This window comes from Paractinoplanes polyasparticus (genome assembly GCF_019710575.1).
Classification (GTDB): Bacteria; Actinomycetota; Actinomycetes; order Mycobacteriales; family Micromonosporaceae; genus Actinoplanes; species Actinoplanes polyasparticus.
Map to the genome: position 1 here is coordinate 39,226 of NZ_JAHWFK010000060.1, position 15,092 is coordinate 54,317.

13 protein-coding genes and 1 pseudogene are annotated in these 15,092 nt (G+C 72.4%); 5 read left to right on the plus strand and 9 right to left on the minus strand.

What is annotated here, in order from left to right; all coding sequences use genetic code 11:
• Positions 1-22 precede the first annotated feature (22 nt).
• From KXC43_RS44375 to KXC43_RS44385, 4 genes are all read right to left on the minus strand, one after another.
• On the minus strand, positions 23-1,918 hold the full coding sequence (locus KXC43_RS44375) for a putative bifunctional diguanylate cyclase/phosphodiesterase (RefSeq protein ID WP_221382309.1): 1,896 nt from the start codon (positions 1,916-1,918) through the stop codon (positions 23-25).
• A gap of 94 nt (positions 1,919-2,012) precedes the next feature.
• Entirely contained in the window at positions 2,013-2,294 is a 282-nt protein-coding gene (locus KXC43_RS51980; protein ID WP_308129534.1) for a divalent metal cation transporter, read from the minus strand.
• The gene (locus KXC43_RS51985; RefSeq protein WP_308129535.1) at positions 2,273-2,461 is read right to left on the minus strand and encodes a hypothetical protein; all 189 of its coding nucleotides are present in this window, start codon (positions 2,459-2,461) and stop codon (positions 2,273-2,275) included. Before KXC43_RS51985 ends, KXC43_RS51980 begins: the two co-directional genes overlap by 22 nt.
• 267 nt (positions 2,462-2,728) lie before the next feature.
• Positions 2,729-3,727: an aldo/keto reductase gene (locus tag KXC43_RS44385; protein WP_255645879.1), complete on the minus strand. Its 999-nt coding sequence runs from the start codon at positions 3,725-3,727 to the stop codon at positions 2,729-2,731.
• A gap of 123 nt (positions 3,728-3,850) precedes the next feature.
• Here KXC43_RS44385 and KXC43_RS44390 point away from each other — a divergent pair, with 123 nt between their 5' ends.
• Both KXC43_RS44390 and KXC43_RS44395 read left to right on the plus strand, forming a co-directional pair.
• Positions 3,851-4,693, plus strand: a complete 843-nt coding sequence (locus KXC43_RS44390; RefSeq protein ID WP_221382311.1) for a helix-turn-helix transcriptional regulator — start codon at positions 3,851-3,853, stop codon at positions 4,691-4,693.
• Positions 4,694-4,725: 32 nt separating this feature from the next.
• A complete protein-coding gene (locus KXC43_RS44395) occupies positions 4,726-5,460 on the plus strand; it encodes a CPBP family intramembrane glutamic endopeptidase (protein WP_221382312.1) in 735 nt (244 codons plus the stop codon).
• Here the strand turns inward: KXC43_RS44395 and KXC43_RS44400 are convergent.
• Genes KXC43_RS44400 through KXC43_RS44415 form a run of 4 tightly spaced genes read right to left on the minus strand, consistent with a single transcriptional unit; the run spans position 5,441 to position 9,787 of the window.
• A complete protein-coding gene (locus KXC43_RS44400) occupies positions 5,441-6,229 on the minus strand; it encodes an alpha/beta hydrolase (RefSeq protein WP_221382313.1) in 789 nt (262 codons plus the stop codon). The two genes, KXC43_RS44395 and KXC43_RS44400, sit on opposite strands and share 20 nt — an antisense overlap.
• A 38-nt stretch (positions 6,230-6,267) precedes the next feature.
• Positions 6,268-7,689, minus strand: a complete 1,422-nt coding sequence (locus tag KXC43_RS44405; protein WP_221382314.1) for a glycerophosphodiester phosphodiesterase family protein — start codon at positions 7,687-7,689, stop codon at positions 6,268-6,270.
• A gap of 35 nt (positions 7,690-7,724) precedes the next feature.
• The gene (locus KXC43_RS44410) at positions 7,725-8,507 is read right to left on the minus strand and encodes an SDR family oxidoreductase (protein WP_221382315.1); all 783 of its coding nucleotides are present in this window, start codon (positions 8,505-8,507) and stop codon (positions 7,725-7,727) included.
• Entirely contained in the window at positions 8,504-9,787 is a 1,284-nt protein-coding gene (locus KXC43_RS44415; RefSeq protein ID WP_221382316.1) for an FAD-binding oxidoreductase, read from the minus strand. Before KXC43_RS44415 ends, KXC43_RS44410 begins: the two co-directional genes overlap by 4 nt.
• Before the next feature lie 67 nt (positions 9,788-9,854).
• On the opposite strand from KXC43_RS44415, the gene KXC43_RS44420 reads away from it, so the two are divergent.
• The 3 genes and pseudogenes from KXC43_RS44420 to KXC43_RS44430 all read left to right on the plus strand — a co-directional run bounded on the left by KXC43_RS44420 (position 9,855) and on the right by KXC43_RS44430 (position 13,371).
• Positions 9,855-11,429: a bifunctional AfsR/SARP family transcriptional regulator/alpha/beta hydrolase gene (locus KXC43_RS44420; protein ID WP_221382317.1), complete on the plus strand. Its 1,575-nt coding sequence runs from the start codon at positions 9,855-9,857 to the stop codon at positions 11,427-11,429.
• Positions 11,430-11,556: 127 nt separating this feature from the next.
• The gene (locus tag KXC43_RS44425; RefSeq protein ID WP_221382318.1) at positions 11,557-12,717 is read left to right on the plus strand and encodes a sensor histidine kinase; all 1,161 of its coding nucleotides are present in this window, start codon (positions 11,557-11,559) and stop codon (positions 12,715-12,717) included.
• Positions 12,714-13,371, plus strand: a pseudogene (locus tag KXC43_RS44430) (response regulator). Before KXC43_RS44425 ends, KXC43_RS44430 begins: the two are co-directional and overlap by 4 nt.
• Positions 13,372-13,488: 117 nt before the next feature.
• On the opposite strand, the gene KXC43_RS44435 reads toward KXC43_RS44430, so the two are convergent.
• A complete protein-coding gene (locus KXC43_RS44435; protein WP_221382319.1) occupies positions 13,489-14,976 on the minus strand; it encodes an MFS transporter in 1,488 nt (495 codons plus the stop codon).
• Positions 14,977-15,092 lie beyond the last annotated feature (116 nt).

A 15,092-nucleotide genomic window follows, 5' to 3' on the forward strand; every position in this document is an offset into this window, starting at 1 on the left:
CGGCGCCGGAGGCTGATCCCGTTCAGGCGGTCTGCAGCTTCTCCTCGAGCCGGGCGGTCAGCGCCTCGGCCGTCAGCGGCCGATCGAAGTGATAACCCTGGGCGGTGTCGCAGCCGATCTCGCGCAGCGCCTCCACGGCCGCCTCGTCCTCGACACCCTCGGCGACGACGGTCAGGCCCAGGCGGTGACCCAGTTCGACGGTCGAGGCGACCAGGGCCCGGCTGCTGTTGTTCTCCGCGATGTCGAGGACGAAGGAACGGTCGATCTTCAGTTCGGCGATCGGCAGGACCTTCAGATACGTCATCGACGAGTAGCCGGTGCCGTAGTCGTCGATGGACGCCACCACGCCCGCCTCACGCAGGCGGTGCAGCGCGTGGATCGCCGTGTCGGGGTCGCTCATCAGGGCGTACTCGGTGACCTCGATCGACAGCAGGTCGCCGGGCACGCCGCTCTCGGCCAGCAGGGCGGCCACCCGGGCCGGGAACTGCGGGTCGAGCAGACTGCGGGCCGACACGTTGACCGCGATCGGCACCCGGTGGCCCGCGTCGAGCCAGGTCCGGGCCTGGCCCAGCGCCATCGTCAGCACCCGCTCGGTGAAGCGGTGCATGAGGTTGGTGACCTCGAGGACGGGGATGAACTCGGCCGGCGAGACCGAGCCGCGCGCCGGGTGGTGCCAGCGGGCCAGGGCCTCGACGCCGACCAGGGCGCCGGTGTCGACCGCCACCTTCGGCTGGTAGTGCAGGGTCAGTTGGTCCGAGTCCTCCACGGCCCGGCGCAGGTCGCCCAGCAGCGACAGCCGGGCCGCGGCGTCCTGTCGGCCCTCGCCCTGGAAGCGGTGGAAACCGGTCCGGTTCTGCTTGGCCTCGTGCATGGCGGCGTCGGCGTGCCGCAGCACGGTGATGACGTTCTCGCCGGCGGCCGCGGTGGCGGCGCCGATGCTCACCTCGAGGTCGAGGGTGATCTCGTCGAGGACGAACGAACGGTCGAACGCCTCGGTCAGCCGAGCAGCGATCGTCTCGCCGACGCCCGGCTCCCGGTCGCGCAGCAGCACGGCGAACTCGTCGCCGCCGAGCCGGGCGACCACGTCGCCGCCGCGGACCAGCGAGGCCAGCCGCCGGCCGGTCTCGACCAGCAACAGGTCGCCGACGCGGTGCCCGAGCTGCTCGTTGACGTCGCGGAAGCCGTCAACGTTGATGACCAGCACGGTGGGCTCGTCGGGCAGCGCCTCGGCGACGTGGTCGACGAAGGCGGCCCGGTTGCGCAGCCCGGTCAGCGGGTCGGCGCCGGCCATCGCCTCGACCTGACGGCGGTAGGCGCGGCGGGACAGCCCGAGGCCGCCCAGCACGACGAGGCCGGCCAGGACGACGACCAGGACGGCGATCACCGAGTGGCGCGAGTCGCGCAGCGCCTGGGTCTGCAGGAGGTCGTAGTCGGCGAGGTGGTGTTTCTGCTCGGCCAGCAGCTCGGTCATCATCGCCGTGTACTCGGGTTCGAGCACCTCCTCGAGCGTCACCTCGGCTGCGGCCTCGTCGCCCCGTTCGATCTGGGCCAGGAAGCCGATCACGACCATGCGCAGGTTGCGGTGCCGGGCGGCCAGGTCGGCGGCATCGCCGTGGTGCTCCTCGTCGACCTCGGCCATGTGGCCCATCGCGTCGTCGGCCCGCTGGTTGGCCGCGAGCAGGTCGTCGTGCTCCTCGCCGCCGGTCTCCTGCATGGTGCCCTGAAGCGTCGCCATCTCCGTGGTCAGCTCGAAGGCCGCCAGCTGGTACGCGTCGGTGTCACTGCCGGCCGCGGCGACACCACGCACCAACGCCGCCTGCTGCCAGTTGCCCACGACGGCATAGCCGGCCAGCGCGGCCAGCAGCAGCCCGAGCAGCACGGTCAGCGCGCGGGCGGGACGGACACGGGACAACGACACGTCGGCCTCCTCGTCCGTCTTGGGCACACGACGGGAAAGTCCCGCCAGAGCGAGGATCGGACGCGGCGGTTCCCGGTTGACCGCCTTCCGGTTGCTAACGGGGAGCAGAACGGCGCTCAGCCAGGAAGCTGTCGTAGAGCAGGAAAGCGTTGAGGCCGATGATGAGCGTGGCTATGCCTGCGGCCACGGCGGTGGTGAGGGGCTTGTTGACGAAGGCGCCCATGATGTCGCGGCGACGGGTGAGCAGCAGCAGCGGCACCAGGGCGAACGGGATGCCGAACGACAGCACCACCTGCGAGATCACCAGGCTGTCGGTGACCGGCAGGCCCAGGGCCAGCACCACCAGGGCGGGTGTCATGGTGACGGCGCGGCGCACGAAGAGCGGAATGCGACGGCGGATGAACCCCGGTGGTTGTTCCACCACGCGTAGCGCAGGTCGCGCTCGAGCAGCTGGTGGTTGCCCTCGTCGGCCAGCGCCATGAGCAGGGTGGCGTAGCCGTTGCTGATGTGCCGCGACTCGTCCGACTGCACCGAGTGGAACACGGTGGGCAGCAGGTAGTCGCCGTTCGCTGCCCGGCCCGCGCTCGGGCACCGGCCGGTCGCTGCCCCAGGCCTTCAGCACGGTCCAGTCGAGCGGATAGCCGCCCTTGCCGTCGGCGAACCCGTAAAGCCAGCCCTGCGCGAGGTAGTGCCGCGTTTCTTGGTGCAAGCGACTAGGAATGCCCGGCCCAACACGCTGCCGACGTGGTGAGCCGGCCTTCGACCATCATGCGGTTGCCTTGTAGGCCTCTGCCGTCGAGCTATGAAGACTCAGTTGCCGGCGCCCAGGGTGGCCATCATGGCGGTGGGGTAGCGGTCGCCCTTGGCCGCGCCGGCGGGGACGGCCTTTTCGATCTCGGCCAGGTCGTCGTCGGACAGGGTTACCTCGAGGGCGGGCAGGGCCTCGGCAAGTCGCTCGCGGGTGCGGGCGCCGACCAGGGGGACGATGTCGTTGCCCTGGGCGGCCACCCAGGCGATCGCTAGTTGGGCCACCGTGCAGCCCTTGGCCGTGGCGATGCGGCGCAGGGCCTCGACCAGGGTCAGGTTGTGGTCGAGGTTGTCGCCGGAGAAGCGGGGCGTGAAGCCGCGGAAGTCGCCCGGCTCGCCGCTGCGGCCGGCGTTCCAGTGGCCCGAGATCAGGCCGCGGCTGAGCACGCCGTACGCGGTCAGGCCGATTCCCAGCTCGCGCAGCGTGGGCAGGATCTCGGCCTCGATGGCGCGTGAGATCAGCGAGTATTCGATCTGCAGGTCGGCGATCGGGTGCACCGCGTTCGCGCGGCGGATGGTCTCGGCGCCGACCTCGGACAGGCCGACGTGGCGCACGTAACCGGCGTCGATCATCTCTTTGATCGCGCCCACCGTCTCCTCGATCGGGACGGCCGGGTCGAGGCGGGCGGGGCGGTAGATGTCGATGTGGTCGGTGCCGAGCCGGGTCAGCGTGTAGGCCAGGAAGTTCTTGACCGCCTCGGGCCGGCCGTCCTGACCGTTCCAGGACATGTCGGGGCCGCGCAGCCCGCCGAACTTGACGCTCAGTTGGTAGCTGTCGCGGGGGCGCCCGCGCAGCGCCTCGGACAGCAGCAACTCGTTGTGGCCCATGCCGTAGAAGTCGCCGGTGTCGATCAGCGTGACGCCCGCGTCGAGCGCGGCGTGCACGGTGGCGATGCTCTCGGTCCGGTCGGTGGCTCCGTAGACGCCGTGGGACATGCCCATGGCGCCGAGCCCCAGCTTGCCCACGGTCGGGCCGGTCGTGCCGAGGGTGATTGTCTGCATCGTGTGCTCCTTCGTTGGTCTGTGTCGACCATGCGCCCGTATCGGGCCGGGCGGGAGCGGAGAGTTCATCGTGGGAGCGGCAGTCCCTGGTTGTGCCGGCCCCGCCGGGGCAGCATGGAGGGCATGCAACGGGATGAGCTGGCCGACTTCCTGCGCCGCCGCCGCGAGGCGATCCGCCCGGCCGAGGTGGGCCTGGCTGACGGGCGCCGGCGTCGCACGGCGGGTCTGCGGCGAGAAGAGGTCGCGATGCTGGCCGGCATGTCCGTGGATTACGTCGTACGCCTGGAACAGGGCCGCAGCAGCCAGCCCTCCACGCAGCTGCTCGGCGCGCTGGCGCGGGCCCTGCGGCTGTCCGACGACGAGCGGGACCACCTGTTCCACCTGGCCGGCCACCAGCCGCCACCGGCCGACGGCACGGCCCGGCTGGCCCGGGCGGGCCTGCTGCGCATGCTCGACCTGCTCGGTGACACTCCGGCCATCGTGCTCTCCGATCTCGGGGAGACTCTCGCCCAGAACCGTGGGGCCATGCTGCTCTCCGGCGACCAGGTCGGCCTCGAGGGCGACCGGCGCTATCACGCCTACCGGTGGTTCACCGACCCGGTGGCCCGCGCCGTCCACCCGTCGGAGGACGAGGAACGCCACTCCCGGGTGATCGTGGCTGACCTGCGCGCGGTGGCCGGGCGGCGGCACGGCGATCCGACGATCGCCCGCTTGGTCGCGCGGCTCAACGCCGAGAGTGAGACCTTCCGCCGGCTCTGGGCGGAACACGAGGTCGCGGTCCGGCGCTTCGACCACAAGACCTTCGTCAACTCGCGGGTCGGGCCGCTCCTGATGCACTGCGAAACCCTGGTCACGCCCGATCTGGGCCAGCTCCTGCTGGTGCTCACCCCGGCTGACGACGACACCCGCGAGCGGTTCGACCTGCTACGTGTCGTCGGTCTCCAGGAGTTCGCCGCCGAGGTGTGAGACCCGCCGGCGCGGGTACGCTTCGCCCGGTCATGCCTCCAGTTGCCGTCAAACCCCAGTCCCGCCGCAGGCTGTTCCTCCTGCTCGGCGCCGTTGTCCTGATCCTCGCCGCGGTGAACGTCGCCGACAAGTACGGCCCGAACCACACCGGTCTGGTGGCCGGTCCGCTGGTTGCCGTGCTGCTCGTGCTCCTGGCCCGCCGGTCCGGTCTGAGCTGGCACGATCTCGGGCTTTCCCGCCGTACGTTCGTGCCGGGGCTCAAGTACGCCGTGGGCGCCATCCTGGCCGTTGCGGTCGTCTACGCGATCGGGGTGGCGCTGCCCCTGACGCGTCCCGCGTTCAACGACGTCCGCTACCACCTGCACCCCGGCGCCGCCCTGCTCACCGCGTTCATCATCGTGCCGCTGGGCACCGTGCTGCTGGAGGAGATCGCGTTCCGCGGCGTCCTGCTCGGCCTGGTCAACCGCCACCGTGGCGCCGTGTGGGCCAGCATCACGTCCTCGGTCCTGTTCGGCCTGTGGCACATCCTGCCGTCGCTGCGCCTCAACAATGCCAACGCCGCCGTCGGCACCGTCTTCGGTTCTTCAACGGCCGGCCGCATCCTCGCTGTGCTGGGCGCGGTCGCCTTCACTGCCCTCGCCGGCGTGCTGCTGTGCGAGTTGCGCCGCCGCAGCGGAAGCCTGCTGGCCGCCGCCGCCCTGCATTGGGCCACCAACGGGCTGGGTCTGCTGGTGGCGGCCGCCCTGGCTACGACCAGCTTCGCCTGAGCAGGCCTGTCACGAGGGGTTCGCGGTAGTCGTCGTTGTGGCCACCGTCCTCGACGGCGACGACCCGGACCGGCCCGGCGGCATTGTCGGCCACAGTGATGCTCTGTTCGGGCGGAACGACCGAGTCGGCCGTGCCGTAGACCACCAGCGTCGGCACGGTGATCGTGCGGATCGGCTGGGCGACCGGAAATTCGTCCCGCAGCAGCAGCCGGACCGGCAGGAACGGGTAGTGCTCCCGGCCCGCCGACCCCAGATCGGCGAAGGGCGACCGCAGCACCAGCATCTCCGGCGGGTGCCGGGTCGCCAGCCCGGTCACGACCGCCGCGCCCAGGCTCTCGCCGAGATAGACCAGCCTGGTCCCGGCCCGTTCGACCAGGAAGGCGCGGGCGGCATCGGCATCGCGGGCCAGCCCCTCCTCGCTCGGCCGGCCCGGGTTGCCGCCGTAGCCGCGGTAGTCGAGCAGCAGCACGGTGAAGCCCTCGGCCGCCAGGGCAGCGGCGAGCGGCGCCCGGCCCAGCCGGTTGCCCGCGTTGCCGGGCGCCACCAGCACGGCTGTGCGCTGATCGGGCGTACCGGAAGGTGGCCGGAACAGCCAGGAGCCGAGCCGCAGCCCGTCGCTCGTGCGCAGGGTGACCGGCTCGGCCCCGGCGACCAGGGGCGGCGTCGCCCGGTCGGGGAAGTAGATCAACCGTCGTTGCAGGAACCAGATCGCGGCCAGGATCAGGGCCAGCACCACCAGCACGACCAGTGCCACCCGGAGCCGGACCATGCACCGATTATGTGCCCTCCGCGCCGAGCGGGCAGGGCTCAGTCGAGCGGCGTGAACTCCAGGTAGTCGAGGTTGAAGTTCTGGTATCGGTCGGCGTCGGCCTGCAGGACGACGGTGTGAGCGCCCTCGGTCAGGCGCCAGGACGGGATCACGACCTGGGTCGCGAAGGCGTAGTGGGAGGTCGTCGTCATGACCTCGACCGGCGGGGTGGTGCGGGCGCCGTCGAAGGTGAGGGTGAAGCGGCCGGCCGGGCGGTACGGGGAGGCCACCCGCGCCGAGACGCGGTAGTTGCCGCTGCGGGGGACGGCGACGTCGTAGCGGATCCACTCGCCGGCCCGGATCCAGCCGACCACGATCGCGCCCGCGGTGTCGCCGACGTCCACGCCCTCGAACGGGCGGGCGGCGCCGCCGCGGTTGTTGTCGTCCAGGTCGTAGTAGCCCAGGCCCTTGCCGGCGGGGGAGTAGTCCTCGGCCTGCACCCGCACCGTGCCGGCGGGTTGCTGCGGCCATGGCCGGCCGAGGTCGCGGGCGCCCAGCCAGGCGCTCAGATCGTCCGGGTCGTCGGTCTGGATCATGTCGGCGCCGTGCCGCTCGACCAGCGTGGCCCAGCCGAGCGCGGGATCCCGCAGTGACGCCTCGTCGGTGTAGCCGGCCGCCATCCCGTACCACATGGTGCTCACCCACACCCGGCTCGTGGCTTTCGCCCGCGCCACCGCCGCCGGCTGGATCTGGGCGTCGGTCAGGCGGTCGAAGACCAGCTCGTACGCCTGCGGAGGCCGCCCCGGCGGAAAGGCGCCGATGTCCACCGCGTTGGCGTCGCCGACCACGTGGTTGTAGAGGATTCGCGGATCCCGTTCGAGGAACGCGGTCACCTCGTCGATCGGCGCGCCGCTCTTGAAGATGCCCTGCTCCACCTGGCCGAGCTCGGCGAGCAGATCGTAGATCTGGTCCCGGTACGCCCATCCGCGGTCCAGGTTGACCAGGGCACCGCTGTCGCGCAGGGCCAGCAGGGCCTCCCGCAACGTCGGCACGCCCACCGCGGTGACCGGCGCGTACCTGCCGCCCAGCCCTTCCCGCAGCCGCAGCGCCCGCACCTCGGCCAGCGTCAGGTCGGCCACCCGCCCCCGGCCGTCGGTGGTGCGGTCGACGCTGTCGTCGTGCATGAGCACGAGCTCGCCGTCCCGGGTGCGCCGGATGTCGACCTCGACCACCTGCGCCCCGTGCGCGACAGCCTGCGTGACCGCCCCGAGGGAGTTCTCCGGCGCGCCCCGCCAGTAGCCGCGGTGCGCGACAACCATGACGGGAGCCCCCGTGCCGTGCCGGAGGAACAGGCTGCCCGGCTTCTCGACCGCCCGCAGCGGAACAGCCGCCGGCAGCGGAAGAGCCTCGGTCTCCCGCAGCGGAAGAACCGCGCCGGCCAGAGCGACGAGGGTAACGGCGGCAATGATCGGCACACGCATGTCGCCGTGTATCGAACCATGCCGCCGCAGCCCCGTCAGTTCGCGGGGGCCAGGGAAGCCGCGAAGTCGTTGATGTCGCGGGCCGGACGGCCGGTGATCGTGCGGACGTGGTCGGTGACGCGTTCGAAACCACCGGCCCGGATGAGGGCGAAGACACCGGCCAGCTGAGCGGCCAGCCAGTCGGGCAGTCCGGCGTTCTCGAAGCGGGGACGGGCCTGTTCCTCGGTGAGGTCGAGGAAACGAACGGAGAGGGCGTCCGCCGCCTCGGCGAAGGTGATCGCGGCCGGGCCGGTCAGGTCGTACGTCCGGCCGGTGTGGCCGTCCTCGAGCAGCGTCACCGCGGCGACCGCGGCCACGTCGCGGATGTCGATCATCGCCACCCGGCGGCCGGCGGTGGGGGAGGGCAGGGTGCCGGAGGCGGTGACCATGAGCAGGTTGGTCATGAAGAACGCGGGGCGCAGGACCACCGCGGGCACACCCGACCGGTGCAGGTGAGCCTCGATCTCGCCGTGCCAGCCGTACGCCGGGACGTCCGACGCGCGGTCGGCGTGCTGGGCGGAGAGCTTCACGATCCGGTCGACGCCGTGCTCGGCGGCAGCGTCGATCACCGCCGTCTCGTGGCGGACCTTGGCCGGTCCGTCGGCGGCGCACAGGTAGACGCGGTCGACGCCGTCGAAGGCGCGCCGCAGCGAGGCGGGATCGTCGAAGTCGCCCACGGCGCGGCTGAAGGCGCGTACGTCCGCACCGTGGGCTCGCAGTTCGCGGACGACATGGGCGCCGACATTGCCGGTGGCGCCGGTGACCAGGATGCGGGTCATGAGGTTGCCTTTCGGATGGGGGCCGGTGGGATGTTGTGGCCCGTACGGAAGAAATTGGCCGGATCCCACGAGCGCTTGACCTCGGTCAGGCGCTCGTAGTTGGCCGTGGTGAACGCGGAGCGGGTCCGGCTCGGATCGGTGAGCAGGGTCAGGAAGGAACCACCGGTCGCGTACGGGCGTATCCGCCGGACCAGCCGGTCGAGGGTCACCTCGGTGGGAGTGGGGAAGGGTGCGACCGCCATGACTGAGAACGGCACGTCGCGGTGCCCGGCCGGGCCGTCACCGGCTGCCATCGCTCCGCCCCAGTGCCGCAGCTCGACGAACGCGAGCGGCGAGTCCCCGGCGCCCGCTTCGACGATCGCGTGCAGCACCTCGTCCGGCAGGGTGCGGAACAGCTCGATCTCCTGCCGGTTCGGGACGGGCGGGACGTCGGGACCGTTCGTAGCCGCACTGGCCTCCGGGAACGCCCGCATCGCGAACGCGTCGAGCAGCGGCGGTCCGGCCACCTCGAGCAGCGGGGCGAGGGCCCGGGCGCCGTCGTCGCCGTGGTGGAACGCCCGGATGGCCAGCACCCGGCGGCCGTCCACCTGAGGCAGCAGGACCGCCGTGTTCATCGCCTCGGGTTCGGTCGAGGCCCATTGCCGGTACGCGGCCAGCACGTCGAACGCGCGCTCCAGCGGATACAGCGACATGCCGGACCAGACCCGCGCGACCGGATACAGCTGGAACTCCAGCGATGTCACCACGCCGAAGTTCCCGCCGCCTCCCCGCAGCGCCCAGAACAGGTCCGGGTGCTCCCGCGGGCTCGCCGTCAGGGCGACCCCGCCGGCCGTGACCACCTCGGCGCTGATCATGCTGTCGGCTGCGAACCCGAACGTCCGCGACAGCCACGACTGGCCGCCGCCGAGCGTATAGCCGGTCACCCCGACCGTGCTGCACCGGCCGGCCAGCCCGGCGAGGCCGTAGCGGGCGGCCGCGCGGTTCACGTCCGCCCACACCGCGCCGGGCCCGACCCGGGCCACACGGCGGGCCGGGTCGATCTCGACGTCGTTCAGGGCGGTGGTCTTGAGCAGCAGAACGCCGTCGACCGGAGCGACCAGCCCGTGGCCGGTCGCCTGCACCGCGAGGGGCAGGTCGTGATCCCGGGCGGTGCGGACGGCGGCGCGCACGTCCCCGGTCGTCGCGGCCACGGCGATCAGCGCCGGGTGCGACTCGAAGGTCCGGTTCCAGCCGAGCCGGTGCCGGTCGTAGCCCGGATCGCCGGGCTTGAACATCGTCATGGGCCGAAGCTACGAAGGGCCCGTTGTGCTGTGGATGTGGTTCCGATGTGGTCCTACATTGAGCGGTGTGGTCGTGCGCGTGCTCGGGACGGCCGGGGTCATCGCCCCGGACGACGATCCCGCGCGGCGGCTCGACCGCAAGGCCCGTGAGCTGCTGAGCATCCTCACCCTGCGCGCGCCGGCCGCGGTCACGCTGGGCGAGCTGGCCCGGCTGCTCTGGGACGATCCGCCGCCGTCGGCCGTCAAGACGTTGCGGGCACACCTTTCCCGCGTACGGGGGGTCCTGCGTACGGTCGAACCCGAGGCTCACATCGAGCGGGCCGGCCGCGACGGTTACCGCCTCGCCCTGGCGCCCGAGCGCACCGACGTCGGCCTGGTCGCGTCCGCCCGCGCCCGGGCCCGCCGCCTGCGCCCCGACGACGCCGCGGCCGCGCTCGCCGAGGCACGCGAGCTGTGGCGGTCCGACCCCGAGCTGCCCGAGACCGTGGCCGCGGAAGCGCTGCGCCAGGGCTGGCGGCGCGAGCGGCGCCTGCTCGTCCAGGAACATCTCGGCTGCCTCGCCGCCGGCAGCGACCCGGCCTCGGCCCTGGGCGAGCTGCACCAGCTGACCGCGGCCGACCCGCTCGACGAGCCGCTGTGGGTGCACTACGTGCGAGCCCTGCACCGGGCCGGCCGGCCGGTCGAGGCGCTGCGGGCCGCGGCCACCGCCCGGGCCGCGCTCGTCGAGGTCGGCCTCGACCCGTCGGCCGCGCTGCGCGACGCCCAGGCCGAGGTGCTGCGGCTGCCGTCCTCGCCGCCTGTGCGCTACGCGACCGGCCCGGACGGCTCGACCGCCTTCACCAGGCTGTCCGAGCAGGGCCGCGATCTGCTCGTGCTGAACCCGGGCATGCTCACCATCGACGGACTGCTCGACGGCGCCCACGCCCGCGCCGCGCTGACCACGCTGGCCGGGCACGCCGCCGTGGTGTGCCTCGACCGGCGGGGGATAGGCCTCTCCGACCCGCTCGATCCGGGACGCGACCCGCTCGACCAGTGGGTGGCCGACGTGGGCCGGGTCCTCGACACCCTCGCCGTCGACCGGGCCGACCTGTTCGCCAACTTCGACACCGGGCTGGTCGCGCTCGAGTTCGCCGCCCGCCACCCGGAACGGGTGCGCTCACTGGTGCTGGCGCAGTGCTACCCGCGCTACACCCGGTGCCCCGACTATCCGTACGGCCTGGACCGGGAAACCACCGAGGCTCTGATCCGCGACACCGTCTCGCCCGCCGACCCGGCCCACGGCGTGGACTCGGTCACCCAGGCCGCGCCCAGCGTCGCCGCCGACGAGAACTTCCGCCGGTGGTGGAACAGCCTCGGCCGGCGTGGCGCCGGCCCGTCGGTCGCGCTCGCGGTCCGCACAGTGGCCACCGGCGCCGACCTGCGCCACCGGCTGCCGCGGATCACCGCGCCGACGCTGGTGCTGCATCGCCGCAGCTGCCTCAACGTCGACGCCGGCCACGCCACCTACCTGGCCACCCATCTGCCCCGGGCCCGCCTGCAGCTGACGCCCGGCGCCGACGCCCTGTGGTTCACCGGCCCCACCGACCTGCTGCGGCACGCCCTCGACTTCCTCGCATCCCCCGAGCGAGCTACCGCGGATTGACCACCGCACGGTGACTATCGACCCGGGTCAGTGTCCGTAGCGTTCCCCCGTGATTCAGCTTCCTGTTGCTCCGCCGGGCGCGCTTCGTTCCCGCCGGTCGCAAATGATCACCCGGTACGCTGCCTCGGTGGCTCAGCGGGGTTGGCGGGTGGCGCGGCCCGGTTCGAGGCGCATCGTGCCGCTCGGCTGGTGGCGCTCGCGGCCGGTCGTGATCCGCGACGGGCTCGGCGGACTGGTCCTGCTGGCGCTGGCCTTCGTGCCGCCGCTGGCCGCGGCCGGCACCCGGTTGGGGGAGCTGCCCCGGCGCCCGGCCGACGTGCTGGCCGTGCTCGCCGCCGTCGCGATGACGCTGCCGCTGGCCGTACGGCGCCGGTGGCCCTCGGCCGTGCTGGTCGCCGCCGGGACCGGGTTCGCCGTGCAGGAGCTCCGCGGCTACCAGAGCTTCGCGGGGGCCGGGCTCATCGTGGCGCTCTACAGCGCGGGCCTGTACCAGCGTCGTTTCCGCGGCCCGCTGGTGGTCGCCACCGTCGTCGCGTACGTGGGACTGTGTTCCGCCCTTCGTGCGGCCGGCTCGACCGCGCGCCTCCCGGACTACCTGATCTTCGTGGTCCTGCTCGGACTGGCCGCGGTCGGCGGCGCGATCGTGCGCAAACGACGCTCCGAGGACAGCGAGCAGGCCCGCGCGGCCGAACGGGCCCGCATCGCGCGCGAGCTGCACGACGTGGTCACCCACCACGTCACCGCGATAGTGGTGCAGGCCAACGCGGCCCGCTTCGTGGCCGGCCCCGGACCGGCCGCGGACACGCTGAAGGTCATCGGCGACACCGGCCGGCAGGCGCTGACCGAGCTGCGGGATCTGCTCGGCGTGCTCGACCCGACCCGCCCGGCCCCGCGCGACCGGCTGCCCGGGCTGGGCCAGGTCGGTGAGCTGGTCGCCTCGACCCGGGCCGCGGGCCAGCCGGTCACCCTGGCCGAGGCGGGCACGCCGCCCGAGATGGGCGCCGGGCGGGAGCTCGCGGCCTACCGGGTGGTGCAGGAATCGCTGACCAACGCCCTGAAGTACGCGGCCGGGCAGCCGACCGCGGTCGAGCTGACCTACCGCCCCGACGCCGTGACGATCACCGTGCACACCGGCCGCGCGTCGACCGGCCCCGGCGGCGGGTCCGGTCGCGGGCTGGCCGGGCTGCGTGAACGGGTCGAGCTGTTCGGCGGTGAGCTGACCGCCGGCCCCGGCGCCGACGGCGGCTTCCTCGTCCACGCCCGCGTGCCCGTGGGCGGAACGGCATGACCATCGAGCTGGTGGTCTGCGACGATCAGGCCCTGATTCGCGCGGGCTTCACCACCATCTTCGACTCGCAGCCCGACCTGACCGTGGTCGGCGAGGCGTCGGACGGCCGGTCGGCCGTCGACCTCGTCCGGCGGCTGCGCCCGAGCGTCGTGGTGATGGACGTGCGCATGCCCGTGATGGACGGCATCGCGGCCACCGAACAGCTGGCCGGCCCCGGCGTGACCGACCCGGTCAAGGTGCTGGTGGTCACGACCTTCAACATCGACGAGTACGTCTATCAGGCGCTACGGGCCGGGGCCAGCGGCTTCCTGCTGAAGGACGCCTCGCCCGAGCAGCTGATCGACGGCGTCCGCACGGTGGCCCGGGGCGAGGCCTTGATCGCTCCCGCAGTCACCCGCGAGCATCGGCCGGTTCGGCGCCCGCGTGCGCCCCACCGCCCCCGAAAGGGCCGCGGCCGCCCAGCTGACACCCCGCGAACGGGAGGTGCTCAAGCTGATCGCGGAGGGCCTCTCCAACGCCGAGATCGCGGCGAGCCTGGTGATCGGGCCCGAAACCGTCAAGACGTACGTGTCGAGAATCTTCACCAAGCTCGCCGTGCGTGACCGCGTGCAGGCCGTGGTCTACGCCTACCGCACCGGCCTGGTCAGCCCCTGACCTGCCGTCCGGGTCGAGGTGCCGCCGGTCGTCCAGCGAGCCGCCCAGCCGATGAGCGAGCCGCGCCGCGATCTTGCGTGGCCGCTCGGGCAGGCGGCCACACCCCGTCCGGATTGCTCAGGCGTTCGTGCGGTGCAGCAGGTGGATCTCGTCGGGCTCGGGCGGGAGGTCGTCCACGCCGGCCTCGACGGCCTCCTCGTGCCGCTTCCGGGCACGGGGGAGGGCCAGCGCGGCGACGACCGCAAGCACGGCCACGGCGGCGCAGACCCAGAAGCCGTTGGTGAACGCGGCGTCGGTGGGCAGGCCCTGCGGCGTGGTGTTGGAGGTGATCACGGCGGCCACCACGGCCGTGCCGATGCTGCTGCCGATCGTACGGGCAATGGTGTTGACGCTTGTGGCCTCGCCGGTCTGGGCGGCCGGGACGCTCTCGATGATCGCGTTCGACATGGCCGCGAAGGCGAAGCCGATGCCGGCGCCGGTCAGGATGCCGGAGGCGAGAACCTGCCAGATCTGGCCGTGCGCGATCGCGGGCAGGGCGAACGCAGCGACCACGAAGACCGCGCCCAGGAACATCGGCAGCTTCGGCCCGTACCTGCGGTTGAGGATGCCGGCGAGCGGACCGAACACCACCATCATGACGACGGTCGGCAGCAGGAACAGGCCCGCCTGGGAGACCGACTTGCCGAAGCCGTAGCCGGTGACCGCCGGCAGCTGGAGCAGCGTGGGCACCAGCAGGAACGTGCCGAACATGGCGAAGCCGAGGATGAGCGCGACCAGGTCGGTGGCCCAGACGCCGCGGATCTTCATGAGCCGCATGTCGATCAGCGGCTCCTTGACCCGCAGCTCGACGAGGACGAACCCGGTCAGCCCGACGGCGCCCAGCGCGAGCAGCCCGATGGTCTTGCCGTCGTCCCAGCCCCAGGCCTGGCCCTTGCTGATCGCCAGCAGCAGGGCCACCAGCGAGACGGAGAGGATGCCGGCGCCCAGCACGTCGAGCTTGCCCGGCGTGCGGACGGCCGACTCCTTCATGCCGAAGATCGCCCCGAGCAGCGCCACGACGACCAGAACCAGCGGCAGCCAGAACAGCCAGTGCCACGACAGGTGCTCGACGATCGGCCCGGCCGCCACGATGCCGATACCGGCGCCGACACCGAAGATCGCCGAGATCAGGCCGACCGTGGTGGCGACCCGTTCGCGGGGCAGCTCGTCGCGGACCATGCCGATCGACAGGGGCAGAATCGCGCCGGCCGCACCCTGCAGCACGCGCCCGACGATCAGGACGGTGAGGTTGGGCGCCAGCGCGGCGACCACGGTCCCGACGGCCAGGACGGCGAGCACGCCGATCAGAACCTTGCGCTTGCCCCGCATGTCGCCGAGCCGGCCGAGGATCGGGGTCAGGACCGAGGCCGACAGCAGGTACGCCGTGACGACCCAGCTGACGTCACTCGTGGACACCTGGAGCTCGTGCCCGATCGTCGACAGCGCCGGCGACACCAGCGACTGGAGCACCGCGAAGGCCAGCCCGCCCAGTGCCAGATAGAGCACGAGCAACGAGCTCTTGCTCGTGGCCGGCCCGGCCCCGGTCTCTTCCACCGTCTGCGTCATGGGTGTTCCCAACAGCTAGAAGTAAACGCCTGCTGACTTATTATGATCCGACCGATCCATAAGTAAACAGTTGCTTACGTCACACGGGAATTCCGGTTCGCGACGCCAGGCGGCCG